Raw genomic sequence first — 14,507 nt, forward strand, 5'->3', positions numbered from 1 at the left:
AAGGCCGGAGACAGGGTTGTCAATCTGGCGTTGACTTTTGGCACGCTGTTGAGTTCTCAAGGAACGGACGCTTCCTTTGTACTCACCCTCTCGGGTTTTCCTCCGGGCGCTTCCCTTCGGTCCTGCTGTGTTTCTGTGTTTCTGTCTTGCGTTTCCGACTCTATCAGATCTTTTCGATCCGATTTCCTCGGAGTTTCACTCCGCTTTCCAGAATTCCGCTTTTCGCGGTTTCCTTTCCGGCGAGATGGAACACTACCAGTCTTTTCTCGACCCTCTGACCACTCATCGGCCGGTGCTCTGCGGACATGCAGAAGCGGATCGAAGATAAGGTTGAGTTGGTAGATGCTGCCGGGAAGAAGGACGCTCGTAGGCGTCGGTCATCCCCAGGCAGGAGTACGACAGTACATGGGTGCCAGGGTGCGGCGCAAATCGTTTGCCCGGTGCCCCTACGTCCGCCAACCGGTACCTCTCGTGCGGAACCGGGACTTTTTATGACTTACGCTTCTGAACAGTACGCCGTCCAGGACAGATTGTGACGGCGACCATGAATCTCCGCCCCCTGGGAGGCTTGCCATGACCAGTGTGACGTCCCCTCTTGAAGGACGCGCCATCGGGCTCTCCGCTGTTCCTGACCCGGTGTTCTCCGGTGCGATGGTCGGCCCCGGCACCGCCATCGACCCCGTCCGCGAGCCCTCCGAGGCCGTCGCTCCCGTCAGCGGCATCGTCGTGTCCCTGCACCCGCACGCCTTCGTGGTCGTGGACGAGGAGGGCCACGGTGTACTGACGCACCTGGGCATCGACACCGTCCAGCTCAACGGTGAGGGCTTCGAGCTGCTCGTGAACAAGGGCGACACCGTCCAGCGCGGCCAGTCCGTGGTCCGCTGGAACCCGGCCGCGGTCGAGGCCGCGGGCAAGTCGCCGGTGTGCCCGGTCGTCGCGCTCGAGGCCAGCGCCGAATCGCTGTCGGACGTCGCCGAGAGCGGCGACCTCAAGGCCGGCGAGGCTCTCTTCAGCTGGAAGTGACGGAACACCGTCACTGACGGCCGGCAGTAAAACCATCGCGGCGGCTCGGTCCGCCGCACAATCGGAGACGGGTGAAATGGAGACAACGCTTCGGGGCGTCGGCGTGAGCCACGGTGTGGCGATCGGCGAAGTTCGGCACATGGGGACGGCGGTGCTGGAGCCGCCGGCCAAGCAGATCCCGCCGGAGGAGGCCGAACGCGAGCAGGGGCGCGCCCGTCAGGCCGTCGAAGCTGTCGCGGCCGACCTGATCGCCCGCGGCAATCTGGCCGGGGGCGAGGCGCAGGGGGTTCTCGAGGCGCAGGCCATGATCGCTCAGGACCCCGAGCTCATCGCCGATGTCGACCGTCGTATCACCGTCGGCAGCACCGCCGAGCGAGGGATCTACGACGCGTTCTCGCACTACCGCGAACTCCTCGCCGGTGCGGGCGAGTACATGGCGGGTCGGGTCGCGGACCTCGACGACGTGCGCAACCGCATCGTCGCCCGCCTGCTGGGCGTTCCGATGCCCGGTGTGCCGGACAGCGACAAGCCGTACGTGCTCATCGCCCGTGACCTGGCGCCCGCCGACACCGCGCTCCTCGACCCCGCGCTCGTCCTCGGTTTTGTGACCGAGGAAGGCGGGCCGACCAGTCACAGCGCGATCCTGGCCCGCGCTCTCGGCGTGCCCGCTGTCGTGGCGCTCCCCGGTGCCGGCGAGCTGGCAGAGGGCACGGTCGTGGCCGTCGACGGCAGCACCGGCGAGATCTTCGTGGACCCGACCGCGGAGAAGCGGGCCGCCTTGGAGGCTTCGGCCGCCGAGCGCAAGGCCGCGCTGTCCGCCTCGACCGGTCCGGGTGCCACCTCGGACGGGCACAAGGTGCCGCTGCTCGCCAACATCGGCGGGCCCGCGGACGTCCCGGCCGCCGTCGAGGCGGGTGCCGAGGGTCTCGGTCTCTTCCGCACCGAGTTCCTCTTCCTCGACGACAGCAAGCAGGCTCCCTCCGAGGAGAAGCAGGTCGAGGCGTACCGCCAGGTGCTCGAGGCGTTCCCCGAGGGCCGTGTCGTCGTGCGGGTACTGGACGCCGGCGCCGACAAGCCGCTGGACTTCCTGACCCCCGCCGATGAGCCCAACCCCGCGCTGGGCGTGCGTGGCCTGCGGACGCTCCTCGACCACCCCGAGGTGCTCCGTACGCAGCTGACCGCGCTGGCCAAGGCCGTGGAAGGGCTGCCGGTCTACCTCGAGGTCATGGCCCCGATGGTGGCCGACCGGGCCGACGCCAAGGCGTTCGCCGATGCCTGTCGTGCGGCCGGCCTGCAGGCCAAGTTCGGTGCGATGGTCGAGATTCCGTCCGCCGCACTGCGGGCTCGGTCCGTGCTGCAGGAGGTCGAGTTCCTGTCGCTGGGCACCAACGACCTGGCCCAGTACACGTTCGCGGCCGACCGTCAGGTGGGTGCCGTGTCGCGTCTGCAGGACCCTTGGCAGCCCGCACTGCTCGACCTGGTCGCGCTCTCCGCCGACGCGGCGAGGGCCGAGGGCAAGAGCTGTGGCGTATGCGGTGAGGCCGCGTCCGACCCGCTGCTGGCCTGTGTGCTGACCGGTCTGGGTGTCACCTCCCTCTCCATGGGTGCCGCGTCCATCCCGTACGTCCGTGCGGCGCTCGGCAAGCACACGCTGGCCCAGTGCGAGCGTGCGGCTGCCGCCGCCCGTGCCTCGGACTCCGCCGATGAGGCGCGTGCGGCCGCGCAGGCCGTGCTCTCCGGCGAGTAGTAGTCGCTCGGCAAGACCGTCCCTGAGGGCGCTCCACCTGTGGGTGGGGCGCTCTCAGGCCTTTTCGACCAGGGCCGCGCGCCGGGTCAGTGGCGGTGCCGGGTCTCCGGGGCGGGGTCCTCCACTTCGGGTGCGGTGCAGTAGTCGACGCCCGGCTCCGGTGCTGTCAGGTCGCCCGAGGCGGCGTCGGTGCAGTAGGCGTCGAAGACCTGGGACGCGGTCAGCTGGTGGAGCCGCTCGTCCTTCAGGCGCCAGCCGTAGACGCGGTCGCTGCCGTCCGCGGTGGTGCGGACGACCAGGGCGCACGGCTTGTCGATGACGATGGCCAGCGCCAGCAGGGTCGTGAGCTCCATCGCCGCGGTCTCCTCGATGCGGACGGTGCCGACGGTGTCGGCGTCGATGTGGAGCACCGCCAGCAGCATCTGCGCTCCGGTGGGGACACTGCACACCCAGTGGTGGAGCCCTGCCCCGATGGTGTCGATCGCCCGGGCCACCAGGTACGAGGCGCGTGCGAAGGCGGCCCGGCCGATGTCCTGCCCGCATACCGCGCAGGGGCCGGTGTGGGCGAGCACGGAGGAGGCGTACTCCCAGGTCGCCTGGCGGACGGCCTCCTCGACGAGGTCCGGGACGAGGTCGGCCAGGGGCTGTCCTTCGTACGGGATCGAGGGGCCGGTCGAGGCCAGCTCCGCCGTGAACCGGGTGCGGCTGATGGGGGTGTCGGGTTCGAGGCCCGTGTCCGCGCAGAACTCGGCGTACTCCTCCGGGTCGAAGAGCGCGACGGTGGTGTGGCCCCCGGCCGCGGCAAGGGATTTGAGGAGTTCTTCCACTTGCCGCAGGTACGCCGTGTGGTCGTCGAAGGTGAAGCTGCGGTAGCGCCCCATCTCCCTGAAGTCCTGCTCGTCGGCCAACAGGCCGATGGTGCCCGCGACTTCGCGGCGCAGGATGTGCCGTGCGCCGGTCGTCCGGCCGTGCTGGGTGCCCGTCATGATTCCCCCTGAGTGCGCTCGTCGATCAATGCTCACTCAGAGTAATCGCCGGTACTGACAACGGCGTCGGGGCCGGTTCGCCCGGCCGGTCGACGCCAGGCTCTCAGCCCCGTTTGCGGGCGATCTCCTCGTAGAACCGGAGCAGTTCGAGGTTGTCGATGGAGCCGGGGTTGACCGCTTTCTCCAGCGGTGTTCCCTGGAGCAGGCGCTTCACGGGGACTTCGATGCGCTTCCCGGTGAGGGTGTGCGGGACGCCGGGGGCCTCGATGATCTCGTCGGGGACGTGGCGCGGGGAGAGTTCTTCGCGGATGGTCCGCTTGATGCGGTCGCGCAGGTCGTCGTCGAGCGTGGCGCCGGGGGCGAGGTGTACGAACAGGGGCATCCAGTAGCCGCCGTCGGGCTCCTCGATGCCGAGGACGAGGGACTCGCGGATCTCGGGGAGACGCTCCACCGCTTCGTAGATGTCGGCGGAGCCCATGCGGACGCCCTGCCGGTTGAGGGTGGAGTCGGAGCGGCCGTGGATGACGACGGAGCCGCGGGAGGTGACGGTGATCCAGTCGCCGTGACGCCAGACTCCGGGGTAGGTGTCGAAGTAACTGTCGTGGTAGCGGCTTCCGTCGGGGTCGTTCCAGAAGTGGATCGGCATGGACGGCATGGGGTTGGTGACGACCAGTTCGCCGACTTCGTCGGTGAGCGGGTTGCCCAGAGGGTCCCAGGCCTGCAGGTCCGTGCCGAGCCCGGGGGCCTGGAGCTCGCCGATGTACACGGGCAGGGTGGGCGCGGCTCCGGCGAAGCAGGAGCAGACGTCGGTGCCGCCGCTGACCGAGGCGATCCACAGATCGGGGCGGACCTCGTCGTGGAGCCAGCGGAAGCCGTCCGGCGGGAGCGGAGAGCCTGTCGTGGCCACACATTTCACTCGGGACAGGTCGTGGTCGTGGGAGGGGCGCACGCCGGCTTTGCGGCAGGCCATGACGTACGCGGCGGAGGTCCCGTAGAGGGTCGCTCCGGTGCGTTCGGCGATGGACCACTGCGCACCGGTGCCGGGATACCCGGGGCTGCCGTCGTACGTGACGATGGTGGTGCCGGTGAGAAGGCCGGAGACGAGGAAGTTCCACATCATCCAGCCGGTGGACGTGTACCAGAAGAAGCGGTCGTCGGGGCCGAGGTCGCAGTGCAGGCCGAGCTGTTTGAGGTGTTCGACGAGGATGCCGCCCTGCGACTGGACGATGGCCTTGGGCAGGCCGGTCGTGCCCGAGGAGTAGAGCACCCACAGGGGGTGGTCGAAAGGCACCTCTTCGTAGACGGGCGGTACGTCGGCGAAGGTGAGGGCCGACCATTCCAGGGCGCCTTGTGGGGCTTCGGTGCCCAGGAGAGGGATGTGCACGACGGCGCGCAAGGAGGGCAGTTCGGCGCGGAGCTGCGTCACGGTGTCGCGGCGGTCGTGCTCCTTGCCTCCGTAGCGGTAGCCGTCGACGGTGAACAGGACGACCGGCTCGACCTGCTGGAAGCGGTCGAGGACGCTGCGGGCTCCGAAGTCGGGGGCGCACGACGTCCAGACGGCGCCGACGGCCGCGGTGGCGAGGAGGGCGACGACGGCTTCGGGGATGTTGGGCAGGTAGCCGCTGACGCGGTCTCCCGGGCGCACTCCGAGCGTGCGCAGTTCCGCGGCGAGCGAGCCGACCTGCTTGCGGAGCTGAGCCCAGGTGACGGGGCGCGGCTCGTGCGTCTCGTCGACGTGCAGGATGGCGGGGGTGTCCGCGCGCGCGGGGTCGTCGGCTGTGCGGAGTGCGTGCGCCGCGTAGTTCACGGTGGCTCCGGGGAACCACTCGGCGCCGGGCATCGAGCGGCTGCCCAGTACGCGCGCGTAGGGGTGGGTGAAGCGCACGTCGAACCAGTCGGTGACGGCTTTCCAGAATGTGTCGAGTTCAGTGACCGACCAGCGGTGCAGTGCCTCGTAGCCGCCCTCCGCGGGTGCTCCGTACTGGGCGGAGGCCCAGGCCTGGAACCGGGTGACCTGCGCTGCGGCGATCTGCTGCGGGGTGGGCTGCCAGAGCGGCGACGGGTTCGCTGTGGTCATGGTGCGGCTCCTGGGAAGTACGCGGTGCGGGCGTTCTCGGCGCGCACGGGCCGGGGTGTGCGCGTGACGCGGCTGACAGGACGATGCCACGTGATCGACTGCTGCACCAGGGTGTGCCCCACACAGTCCCTCTCGTGAAGATGTGCCGCGGCCACGGGTGAACGGCAGTTGAACGCGGCACCCGTGCGGGGCGCCGAGTGGCAGGCTGAGCAGCATGGACGGTCGGGACCTGGTGCGCTCGGTGAAAGCGGTCTCTTCGGTGGGGCCGGCCCAGGGGCTGCGCGCTGCGCGGGCTTCGTGGCGGCGCCGTCGGGCGGACGCGGTGGGGCTCTCGCGCCGGGGTCCTGAGCGGGCGCGGGTGCCGGGGAGCATGGTCGGGGTGGAGCCGGGGCCCGGTGGCGGGGTGGTGCGTTTCGACCGGTCGCGTCTGCGGGTCACGGTCACGGGGAGCGGTGCTGTCTTCTGGGGGTGGGACGGGGCGGAGTCGACGCCGTCCTACGGTGTGGCCGACGGGTGCCCTGAGGCGGATCCGCGGGCTGTTCTGGAGCCGGACAAGGACGGCGGCTGGCGGGTGGTGTCCGAGCGGGCGACCGTGATGGTGTCACGGCACGGTGCGGTCGAGGTGCGCACGCCGGGCGGTGTGCTGTTACGGCGTGACCTGCCGCCGCGGTGGTGGGAGCCCGCGGGCGGCGGCGAGGCGCGGTGGGCGCAGCGGTCGGAGGTGGCGGCGGACGCGCGGTTCTTCGGGCTCGGGGGGCGGGCGTCGGGACCGCGGTTGCGCGACGGTACGTACTCCCTGTGGAACGCCGACCGAGGCGGTTCCGCCGGTTCGGCCGACGCTCCGCTGTCGATCACGATGCCGGTGCTGGTGGTGGTCGCGGACGCGGGTACGCATCTGGTGTTCCACGACAACACGTGGGGCGGCGCGGTGAGTCTGCGGGAGGGGCGCGAGGGGGCGGGGTCGGGGCATGACGGGCCCGGGATGTGTGAGGTGCGCATGGAGGGCGGCCCGTTGCGCTGCTGGGTCGTGGTGGGTGCTCCCGCGCGCGTGTTGCAGACGTGGGCGCAGTTGACGGGTGCCGCGGCCGTGCCGCCGTCGTGGGCGTTGGGTCACCACCACGGGCGCGGCAGTGATGGTGCGGAGGGGGTTCGCCGGGTTGTCTCGGGCCACCAGGAGTGCTCGTTGCCGCTGGAAGCCGTGCATGTGGACATCGACCGTCGTGCGCCGCGGCGGGCCGGTACGGACGGCGCTGGGGGCTCTCCGTCGGTGCTCCAGCTCGCCGAGGAGCTGCGCAGGGAGGGTGTCCGGCTGGTGTCCGTCGTCGATCCGGCGGTCAGGGCCGAGCGCGGCGACGCGGTGTTCGAGGGCGGGCGAGTCATCGACGCCTTCGTGCAGGATGCGGCGGGCCGAGTGGTGCGCGGGGCGGCGGGGCCGGGCGAGACGGCGTATCCGGATTTCACGGCGAAGGCTGTGCGCAAGTGGTGGGGCGGCCTGTACGAGGAGCGGTTGGCGCAGGGGTGCTCCGGTTTCTGGCACGGCGTGAGCGGACCGGCGTCCTTCGACCCGTGGGGTGGCCCCGCATTGCCTCGCTCTGCGCGGCACGCTCTGGAGGGGCGTGGGGGCGACCATCGCGAGGCGCACAACGTGTACGCCTTGTGCATGGCGCGGTCCGGTTATGAGGCGTTGCGGGAACTGCGGCCGCGGGAGCGGCCGTTCGTGCTGTCGCGTGCCGGCTGGGTGGGGATGCAGCGTTATGGCGGGACGTGGTCGGAGGACGTGGGGCCGGGGTGGGCCGGGTTGCGCGCTTCGCTGTCCTACGTGATGGGGCTCGGTCTGTGCGGGGTTCCGTACTCGGGGCCGGACGTGGGCGGGCTCGACGGGATGTCGTCCGCGGAGCTCTACGTGCGCCGGCTCCAACTGGGCGCCTATTTGCCGCTGCTGCGCACGCGTTCCGTCGCGGGGGCGGGCCGACGGGGGCCGTGGGCCTTGGGTGACGAGGTGGTGGGGCACGCGCGCGTGGTGCTGGACGAGCGTCGGCGTCTCTTCCCGTACTTCATGACCCTCGCTCACCTTGCTCGGCGTACGGGCGCCCCGTATGTGCGCCCTTTGTGGTGGGCGGCTCCGGAGGAGCGTGCTCTGCGTGACTGCGAGGACGCCTTCTTGTTGGGCGACTGTCTGTTGGTGGCTCCTGTGCTGGAGCCAGGGGTGGAGCGCAGGACCGTTCGGCTGCCTCCGGGGCGGTGGTACGACACCGTGACGGGCGCGGTGTTGGACGGTCCGGCGACGGTGTGGGTCGATGCTCCGTTGTCGCGGATCCCGGTGCTGGCCCGGGCCGGCTCGGTGGTTCCCGTACGCGGTGAGGGCGGCGGGATCGAGTTGGAGGTGTGGGCGCCGGAGGCGGGCCGTACGGGCGGTGGTGTGGTGGTGCCGGACGCGGGCGACGGGTGGGAGGAGCCCGGGGCCGAGCGGTACCGGGTGCGTTGGGACAAGGGGCGGGTCGTCGTGGAGGAGGAGGGCGGGCGCGGCGGTGGTGGGCCGCCGCGCCCGGTACGCGTGCGTGGCCTCTGAGCGTCCTTGTGCGGGCGCCCGGGGTGCACGCCGGGGTCACATGTAGCGGCCCTCGAACCATGCTTTGACGGCCAGTGTGTGGAGTGGGAAGGCGAGTTCGGCGGGGCGACGCAGGAGGTGCCAGCCGTCCGTCTCGTCCGTCGGGACGCTGACGGGCAGCTGCGCGGCCGAGCGCTCGGGCAGCCGTCCGAACAGCAGGAGGTGGCCGTCCGGGGCGCTGAGGGCGTCCACGAGACGTACGTCGCGGGCAGCCGCGTCGATGCCTGTCTCCTCCTGGAGTTCGCGGACGACCGCCTGCCGCCAGTCCTCCCCGTCGTCGATGAAGCCGCCGGGCAGCGCCGGCTCCCCGCGCGCGGGTGCGATGGCCCGGGTGATCACGACCAGGGCCGTGCCGGTGGCGTCGTACACGGGCTGCAGGGCGATCGCGACGGGCAGCGGATTGCGGTAGGCGACGGTGGCGCAGGCCGGGCAGGTGCGCGGCCAGCCGTGCACCTCGGTCCCGTAGGCGGTTCCACAGCTTGAACAGTGGGAATCCGGAACGGGTTTGACCATGGGGGTGGTTGATGCGAGCACGGCGCGGACTGTATCCGATCATCCGTGCACGGTCTTCCCCGGAGGGGTCGGGAGCTGGTAGATGCAGGGGCCATGACTCGAATCGTCTCCGCTCTACGGAAACTCGCGGCCATGTCGGCCGCCGCGCTCCTCGGCGTGGCCGTGGCTCCCGCGACCGCTCACGCGACACCCGACCCGAAGGCGCCCAAGGACTTCGTGGCGCTCAGCGACGTCGATCCGACGATCATCCAGGAGATCCGCTACTACACGGAGCACGATTTCGTGGGCGAGCGGATCGACGGCTACAAGAAGCCGATGTGCATCCTGACGAAACCCGCCGCGAAGGCCCTCCACAAGGCGCAGCTCGGGCTTCTGAAGAGGGGCTACTCCCTCAAGGTGTACGACTGTTACCGGCCGCAGCGGGCCGTCGACCACTTCGTACGATGGGCCAAGGATCTCGACGACCAGAAGATGAAGGCCGAGTTCTATCCGCAGGTCGACAAGACGCGCTTGTTCGCGGACGGTTACATCGCGGAGAAGTCAGGGCACAGCCGCGGCTCCACGGTCGACCTCACCATCGTCGAGCTGCCGGCCCGCCCCACGCGCCCGTACGTGCCTGGGGAGCGGCTCACGGCCTGTTACGGGCCCAAGAAGGACCGCTTCCCGGACAACTCCGTGGACATGGGGACCGGGTTCGACTGCTTCGACACGCTGGCGCACACGGATGATCCCCGTATCCAGGGCGTGCAGCGGAGCAATCGGGATCTGCTGCGGGGCGCCCTCTCCGCGCAGGGGTTCGTCAACTTGCCGGAGGAGTGGTGGCACTTCACGTACAAGCCCGAGCTCTTCCCCGACACCTACTTCGACTTCCCGGTCTCCAGGAGGTCGCTCACGGGCCGGTGACGGGGGCGCGATCGGGGCCACCCCCGTGGGTCCCGGTCGCGCCCTCGCCGTCTAGTCGGACGCACAGGAGGCACCCACGGTTCTCCCACGGTTCGGTGGGACCGCTGACGCCGGACGGTCACCCATGACACACTTCTGATGGTCCGTCAGATCTGCTGCCAGGGAGGGCTCGTGCCTCGTTCGCGTACACCCGTCGTGTCCGACTGGTTCGCCGGGGAAGGAGATGACTTCCGCCTGCTGGGGACGCGTTGCTCGGTGTGCGCGTCGGTGTTCTTCCCGCGCGAGGACACACTGTGCCGCAACCCCGGTTGCGCGGGCGACGAGCTGATCGAGGTGCCGCTGTCGCGGCGGGGGCGGATCTGGTCGTACACCGATGCCCGGTACCGGCCGCCGCAGCCGTACGAGTCGGACCGGAAACTTCCGTGGCGGCCCTACACGTTGATCGCTGTGGAGCTGGTGGCAGAGCGACTCGTGGTGCTCGGCCAGGGGGCTCCCGGGGTGTCCGTGACCGACCTGGACGTCGGCATGGAGGTGGAGGTGGTATCGGGCGTGCTGAGCGAGGACGGGGACGACGAGACCGGCACGGCCTGGACGACGTGGCACTGGCGGCCGACGGGGGTGGCGGCGTGACGGGGGACGTGGCGGTGCTCGGTGCGGGCATGCACCCCTGGGGCAAATGGGGGCGCAGCTTCGTCGAGTACGGGACGGCGGCGGCGCGGGAGGCGCTCGCCGACGCGGGCGTGGAGTGGCGGCACGTGGGCTCCGTGGTCGGCGCGGACACCGTGCGCGGCGGGTACCCGGGGTATGTGGCGGGGGCGACGTTCGCGAGGGCGCTCGGCTGGCAGGGTGCCCGGGTCACCAGTGTGTACGCGGCCTGTGCGTCGGGCGCCCAGGCCATCGACGCGGCGCGGGCGCAGATCCTTTCGGGGCTGGCGGACGTCGTGCTCGTGGTGGGCGCCGACGCGGCGCCCAAGGGCTTCTTCCGGCCCGCGGGCGGGGATCGCCCCGACGACCCCGACTGGCTGCGTTTCCGCGTGCTGGGGGCGACGAATCCGACGTACTTCGGCCTCTACGCACGTCGTCGGATGGCGTTGCACGGCGACACCCTGGAGGATTTCGCCCAGGTCAAAGTGAAGAACGCGGCGTCCGGGGCGCTCAACCCACGCGCGCGGTACCGCACAGCGGTGACGGCCGACGAGGTCGCCCGTTCCGCCGTCGTGGCCGACCCGCTGCGGCTGCTCGACATCTGCGCGACGTCGGACGGCGGCGCGGCGCTCGTGCTGTCCAGCATGGAGTTCGCGCGGCGGCACGGGGCGGCGGACCCGGTCCGGGTCCGGGCGGTCTCCACGGTGACGCCCACGTATCCGAACACCGTGCTCGACCTTCCCGACATCGCCACCGACTCGGCGGCGGGCGTAGAGCCGCAGGGGCCGGTCTTCCGGGCGGCGATCGCCCGCGCCGCCTACGAAGAGGCCGGGATCGGTCCTGAGGATCTGTCGCTCGCGGAGGTGTACGACCTCTCCACCGCGCTGGAGCTGCAGTGGTACGAGGACCTCGGGCTGTGCGGCGCCGGCGAGGGGGCCAAGCTGCTCCGGGACGGTGCGACCGCGCCCGGTGGCCGCATACCCGTGAACGCCAGCGGGGGGCTCGCCTCCTTCGGTGAGGCGGTTCCGGCGCAGGCGATCGCCCAGGTCTGCGAGCTGACGTGGCAACTGCGCGGCACGGCGGGCGCACGCCAGGTGGCCGGGGCCCGGGTCGGGATCACCGCCAACCAGGGGTTGTTCGGACACGGTTCCTCGGTCGTCGTGCTGCGCTGATCGCGCGCCGGCCACCGGCTGCCGCCCGGGCCGCTCCCGCGGCTCAAATGCCGTGCGGGAGAGGGCACTTGAAGCACGTCTCGCCACCGGACAACCGTTGCGGTCCGCGACCTTGACGCTCCAGTACGCCCGGTGAACACTTCCGGGTGTCAACCGGCATCGCCGCATGTCGGCCCACCGTCCACTCGGGTCCTTGCCTGCCCTGGGGGCGCTTCCTGCCGGGTGGCAGGCCGGGCCGCTCCCCCACGATCGGCGGCTGTGCGGGCACGCTCGGCGCGGATGCCGGGCGGGGCACGGGACGCCCCGCCACCGGTGGAAGCCGCCGGAACCAGCCATGGGATACGCACCCTGCACGGAGGACCGGGGCGACCGCCCCGGGCGAGGGCCTAGGAGCCGCCATGAGCAACGGAGACATCTTTATCGGTGAGGTCATCGGCACCGGCATTCTGATCCTGTTCGGCGCGGGCGTCTGCGCCGCCGTCACCCTCAAACACTCCAAGGCGAGGGCCTCCGGGTGGATCGTCATCGCGTTCGGCTGGGGCTTCGGCGTCCTCGCCGGGGCGTACACCGCCGCGCCGCTGTCGGGCGGTCACCTCAACCCCGCCGTCACCATCGGCATCGCCGTGGACACCGGTAAGTGGGACAAGGTCTGGGTCTACCTGTGCGGCCAGATGGTCGGGGCGATGCTGGGCGCCGTCCTCGCGTACCTGGTCTACCTCGCGCAGTTCAACGCCAATGTGAGCGCCGGCGCACGGAGTGCGAAGGGCACGGAGAGCGGCGCGGGCGCGAAGGGCGCATCGGGCACGGAGGCGACCGAAGCGGCCGTGGTCGTCGTGGACGAGGAGGGCCCGACGCCGACGCTGGGGATCTTCTCGACGATCCCCGAGATCCGGAACCCGGTCGCCAACCTGCTCACCGAGATCATCGCGACGATCGGTCTGGTCCTGCCCGTCCTCGCCTTCGGCCTGACCAAGGGGCTGGGCGAGTCGGGCACACAGGTGCTGGTCGTGGCCCTGGTGGTGGTGGGGATCGGTCTGTCGCTCGGCGGGCCCACGGGCTACGCGATCAACCCCGCCCGCGACCTCGGCCCGCGCATCGTGCACCAGTTCCTGCCGATCCCCAACAAGGGCACCTCCGACTGGGGTTACGCCCTCGTCCCGGTCGTCGGGCCGCTCATCGGCGGCGTACTCGCGGGGCTCATCTACAACGCAGCGTTCTGATCCGTTCCCGACACCTCCCTCCCGAACGACCGTCTTCTCACGAAGGGGTAGCCATGCCCGACAACTCCGTGAAGTACGTCGCCGCCATCGATCAGGGCACCACATCGAGCCGCTGCATCATCTTCGACCACGCAGGTGAGATCGTCGCCGTCGACCAGCGCGAGCACCGTCAGATCTTCCCGAAGCCCGGCTGGGTGGAGCACGACGCCACCGAGATCTGGTCCAAGGTCCAGGCGGTGGTCGCCGGCGCGATCGCCAAGGCGGGCTTGCGCGCCGACCAGCTCAGCGCGCTCGGCATCACCAACCAGCGCGAGACGACGGTCCTGTGGGACCGGGCGACCGGCAAACCCGTGCACAACGCGATCGTGTGGCAGGACACGCGGACCTCGGCCCTGTGCCACGAGTTGGGCGGCCCGGACGGACAGGACCGGTTCCGCGAGCAGACGGGGCTGCCGCTGGCCAGCTACTTCTCCGGGCCGAAGGCCGCCTGGCTGCTCGACAACGTGCCGGGGCTGCGGGCGCGCGCGGAGCGCGGCGAGATCGCCTTCGGCACGATCGACTCGTGGCTGATCTGGAACCTGACCGGCGGCACCGACGGCGGCGTCCACGTCACGGACGTCACCAACGCCGGGCGCACCATGCTGATGAACCTGGAGACCCTCCAGTGGGACACGTCGATCCTGTCGGTGATGAACGTGCCGGAGGCGGTCCTCCCCGAGATCCGTTCGTCCGCCGAGGTGTACGGCACGGCGGTGGGCCAGCTCTCCGGGGTGCCCGTCGCCTCCGCGCTCGGCGATCAGCAGGCGGCCGTCTTCGGGCAGGCCTGTTACGACACGGGCACGGCGAAGAACACGTACGGGACGGGCAGCTTCCTGCTGCTCAATACCGGCAACCGGCCGGTGCCCTCGAAGCACGGGCTGCTCACCACCATGGGGTACAAGATCGGCTCCGAGGCGCCCGTGTACTGCCTGGAGGGGGCCATCGCGATCACCGGTGCGCTGGTGCAGTGGTTCCGTGACCAACTCGGGATCATCAAGACCGCCGACGAGATCGAGACGCTGGCGGCGAGCGTCGACGACAACGGCGGAGCGTACATCGTGCCGGCGTTCTCCGGCCTGTTCGCGCCGTACTGGCGTTCCGACGCACGCGGGGTCGTCACGGGTCTGACCCGGTACGTCACCAAGGGGCATCTGGCCCGGGCCGTCCTGGAGGCGACGAGCTGGCAGACCCGGGAGGTCGTCGACGCCATGTACCAGGACTCCGGGGTGCGGATCACGTCCCTGAAGGTCGACGGAGGCATGACGAAGAACAACCTCCTGATGCAGCATCAGGCGGACGTGCTCGACGTGCCCGTCATCCGGCCCAGGGTCTCCGAGACGACGTGCCTGGGCGCCGCGTACGCCGCCGGGCTCGCGACGGGCGTGTGGAACGACCTGGACGAGCTCAAGGCCCACTGGCAGCGGGACGTCGAGTGGACGCCGTCGATGGACGCGCGGACCCGGGACCGCGAGTACCACAACTGGCGCAAGGCGGTGGAGAAGAGCCTCGGCTGGCACGAGGAGGAGGGCGCCGGGGCCTGAGCGCTCCTGGTGTGCGGCGGCACGCGCGCGTAG

At 70.6% G+C, this 14,507-nt stretch carries 11 protein-coding genes; 8 read left to right on the plus strand and 3 right to left on the minus strand.

The genetic code is table 11. The features are described 5' to 3' along the window. Positions 1–573: 573 nt before the first annotated feature. Together ACZ45E_RS20950 and ptsP are read left to right on the plus strand one after the other, a co-directional pair. On the plus strand, positions 574–1,023 hold the full coding sequence (locus ACZ45E_RS20950; RefSeq protein WP_468222606.1) for a PTS sugar transporter subunit IIA: 450 nt from the start codon (positions 574–576) through the stop codon (positions 1,021–1,023). Between the two features lie 76 nt (positions 1,024–1,099). Continuing rightward, positions 1,100–2,770, plus strand: coding sequence for a phosphoenolpyruvate--protein phosphotransferase (gene ptsP, locus ACZ45E_RS20955; RefSeq protein ID WP_468222608.1), 1,671 nt, complete (start codon positions 1,100–1,102; stop codon positions 2,768–2,770). Between the two features lie 86 nt (positions 2,771–2,856). On the opposite strand, the gene ACZ45E_RS20960 is transcribed toward ptsP, so the two are convergent. Beyond that, entirely contained in the window at positions 2,857–3,756 is a 900-nt protein-coding gene (locus tag ACZ45E_RS20960; protein WP_468222610.1) for a hypothetical protein, read from the minus strand. Positions 3,757–3,859: 103 nt separating this feature from the next. Continuing rightward, on the minus strand, positions 3,860–5,833 hold the full coding sequence (locus tag ACZ45E_RS20965; RefSeq protein ID WP_468222612.1) for an acetoacetate--CoA ligase: 1,974 nt from the start codon (positions 5,831–5,833) through the stop codon (positions 3,860–3,862). A 214-nt stretch (positions 5,834–6,047) separates the two neighbouring features. Here ACZ45E_RS20965 and ACZ45E_RS20970 point away from each other — a divergent pair, with 214 nt between their 5' ends. Further along, entirely contained in the window at positions 6,048–8,402 is a 2,355-nt protein-coding gene (locus tag ACZ45E_RS20970) for a glycoside hydrolase family 31 protein (RefSeq protein WP_468222614.1), read from the plus strand. 36 nt (positions 8,403–8,438) lie between these two features. Here the strand turns inward: ACZ45E_RS20970 and ACZ45E_RS20975 are convergent, their stop codons facing one another. After that, entirely contained in the window at positions 8,439–8,954 is a 516-nt protein-coding gene (locus ACZ45E_RS20975; protein ID WP_468223083.1) for an NUDIX domain-containing protein, read from the minus strand. Between the two features lie 93 nt (positions 8,955–9,047). On the opposite strand from ACZ45E_RS20975, the gene ACZ45E_RS20980 reads away from it, so the two are divergent. The 5 genes from ACZ45E_RS20980 (at position 9,048) to glpK (ending at position 14,474) form a co-directional block, all read left to right on the plus strand. Then, the gene (locus ACZ45E_RS20980) at positions 9,048–9,857 is read left to right on the plus strand and encodes a M15 family metallopeptidase (protein WP_468222616.1); all 810 of its coding nucleotides are present in this window, start codon (positions 9,048–9,050) and stop codon (positions 9,855–9,857) included. A 138-nt stretch (positions 9,858–9,995) separates the two neighbouring features. Further along, positions 9,996–10,487, plus strand: a complete 492-nt coding sequence (locus ACZ45E_RS20985) for a Zn-ribbon domain-containing OB-fold protein (protein WP_468222617.1) — start codon at positions 9,996–9,998, stop codon at positions 10,485–10,487. Further along, positions 10,484–11,674: a lipid-transfer protein gene (locus ACZ45E_RS20990; RefSeq protein ID WP_468222619.1), complete on the plus strand. Its 1,191-nt coding sequence runs from the start codon at positions 10,484–10,486 to the stop codon at positions 11,672–11,674. Before ACZ45E_RS20985 ends, ACZ45E_RS20990 begins: the two co-directional genes overlap by 4 nt. A gap of 398 nt (positions 11,675–12,072) precedes the next feature. Next, positions 12,073–12,894 (plus strand): MIP/aquaporin family protein, encoded by an 822-nt coding sequence (locus tag ACZ45E_RS20995; RefSeq protein WP_468222620.1) that lies wholly within the window; start codon positions 12,073–12,075, stop codon positions 12,892–12,894. Positions 12,895–12,947: 53 nt separating this feature from the next. Next, on the plus strand, positions 12,948–14,474 hold the full coding sequence (gene glpK, locus ACZ45E_RS21000) for a glycerol kinase GlpK (RefSeq protein ID WP_468222622.1): 1,527 nt from the start codon (positions 12,948–12,950) through the stop codon (positions 14,472–14,474). Positions 14,475–14,507 lie beyond the last annotated feature (33 nt).

Source organism: Streptomyces sp. NPDC030991 (assembly GCF_055571235.1).

Bases quoted from the DNA above. Each gene is read 5' to 3' on its own strand.
- ACZ45E_RS20975 (WP_468223083.1), bottom strand. From the start codon at position 8,954: ATGGTCAAACCCGTTCCGGATTCCCACTGTTCAAGCTGTGGAACCGCC.
- ACZ45E_RS20985 (WP_468222617.1), top strand. From the start codon at position 9,996: ATGGTCCGTCAGATCTGCTGCCAGGGAGGGCTCGTGCCTCGTTCGCGT.
- ACZ45E_RS20965 (WP_468222612.1), bottom strand. From the start codon at position 5,833: ATGACCACAGCGAACCCGTCGCCGCTCTGGCAGCCCACCCCGCAGCAG.
- ACZ45E_RS20960 (WP_468222610.1), bottom strand. From the start codon at position 3,756: ATGACGGGCACCCAGCACGGCCGGACGACCGGCGCACGGCACATCCTG.
- ACZ45E_RS20970 (WP_468222614.1), top strand. From the start codon at position 6,048: ATGGACGGTCGGGACCTGGTGCGCTCGGTGAAAGCGGTCTCTTCGGTG.
- ptsP (WP_468222608.1), top strand. From the start codon at position 1,100: ATGGAGACAACGCTTCGGGGCGTCGGCGTGAGCCACGGTGTGGCGATC.
- ACZ45E_RS20950 (WP_468222606.1), top strand. From the start codon at position 574: ATGACCAGTGTGACGTCCCCTCTTGAAGGACGCGCCATCGGGCTCTCC.
- ACZ45E_RS20980 (WP_468222616.1), top strand. From the start codon at position 9,048: ATGACTCGAATCGTCTCCGCTCTACGGAAACTCGCGGCCATGTCGGCC.
- glpK (WP_468222622.1), top strand. From the start codon at position 12,948: ATGCCCGACAACTCCGTGAAGTACGTCGCCGCCATCGATCAGGGCACC.
- ACZ45E_RS20995 (WP_468222620.1), top strand. From the start codon at position 12,073: ATGAGCAACGGAGACATCTTTATCGGTGAGGTCATCGGCACCGGCATT.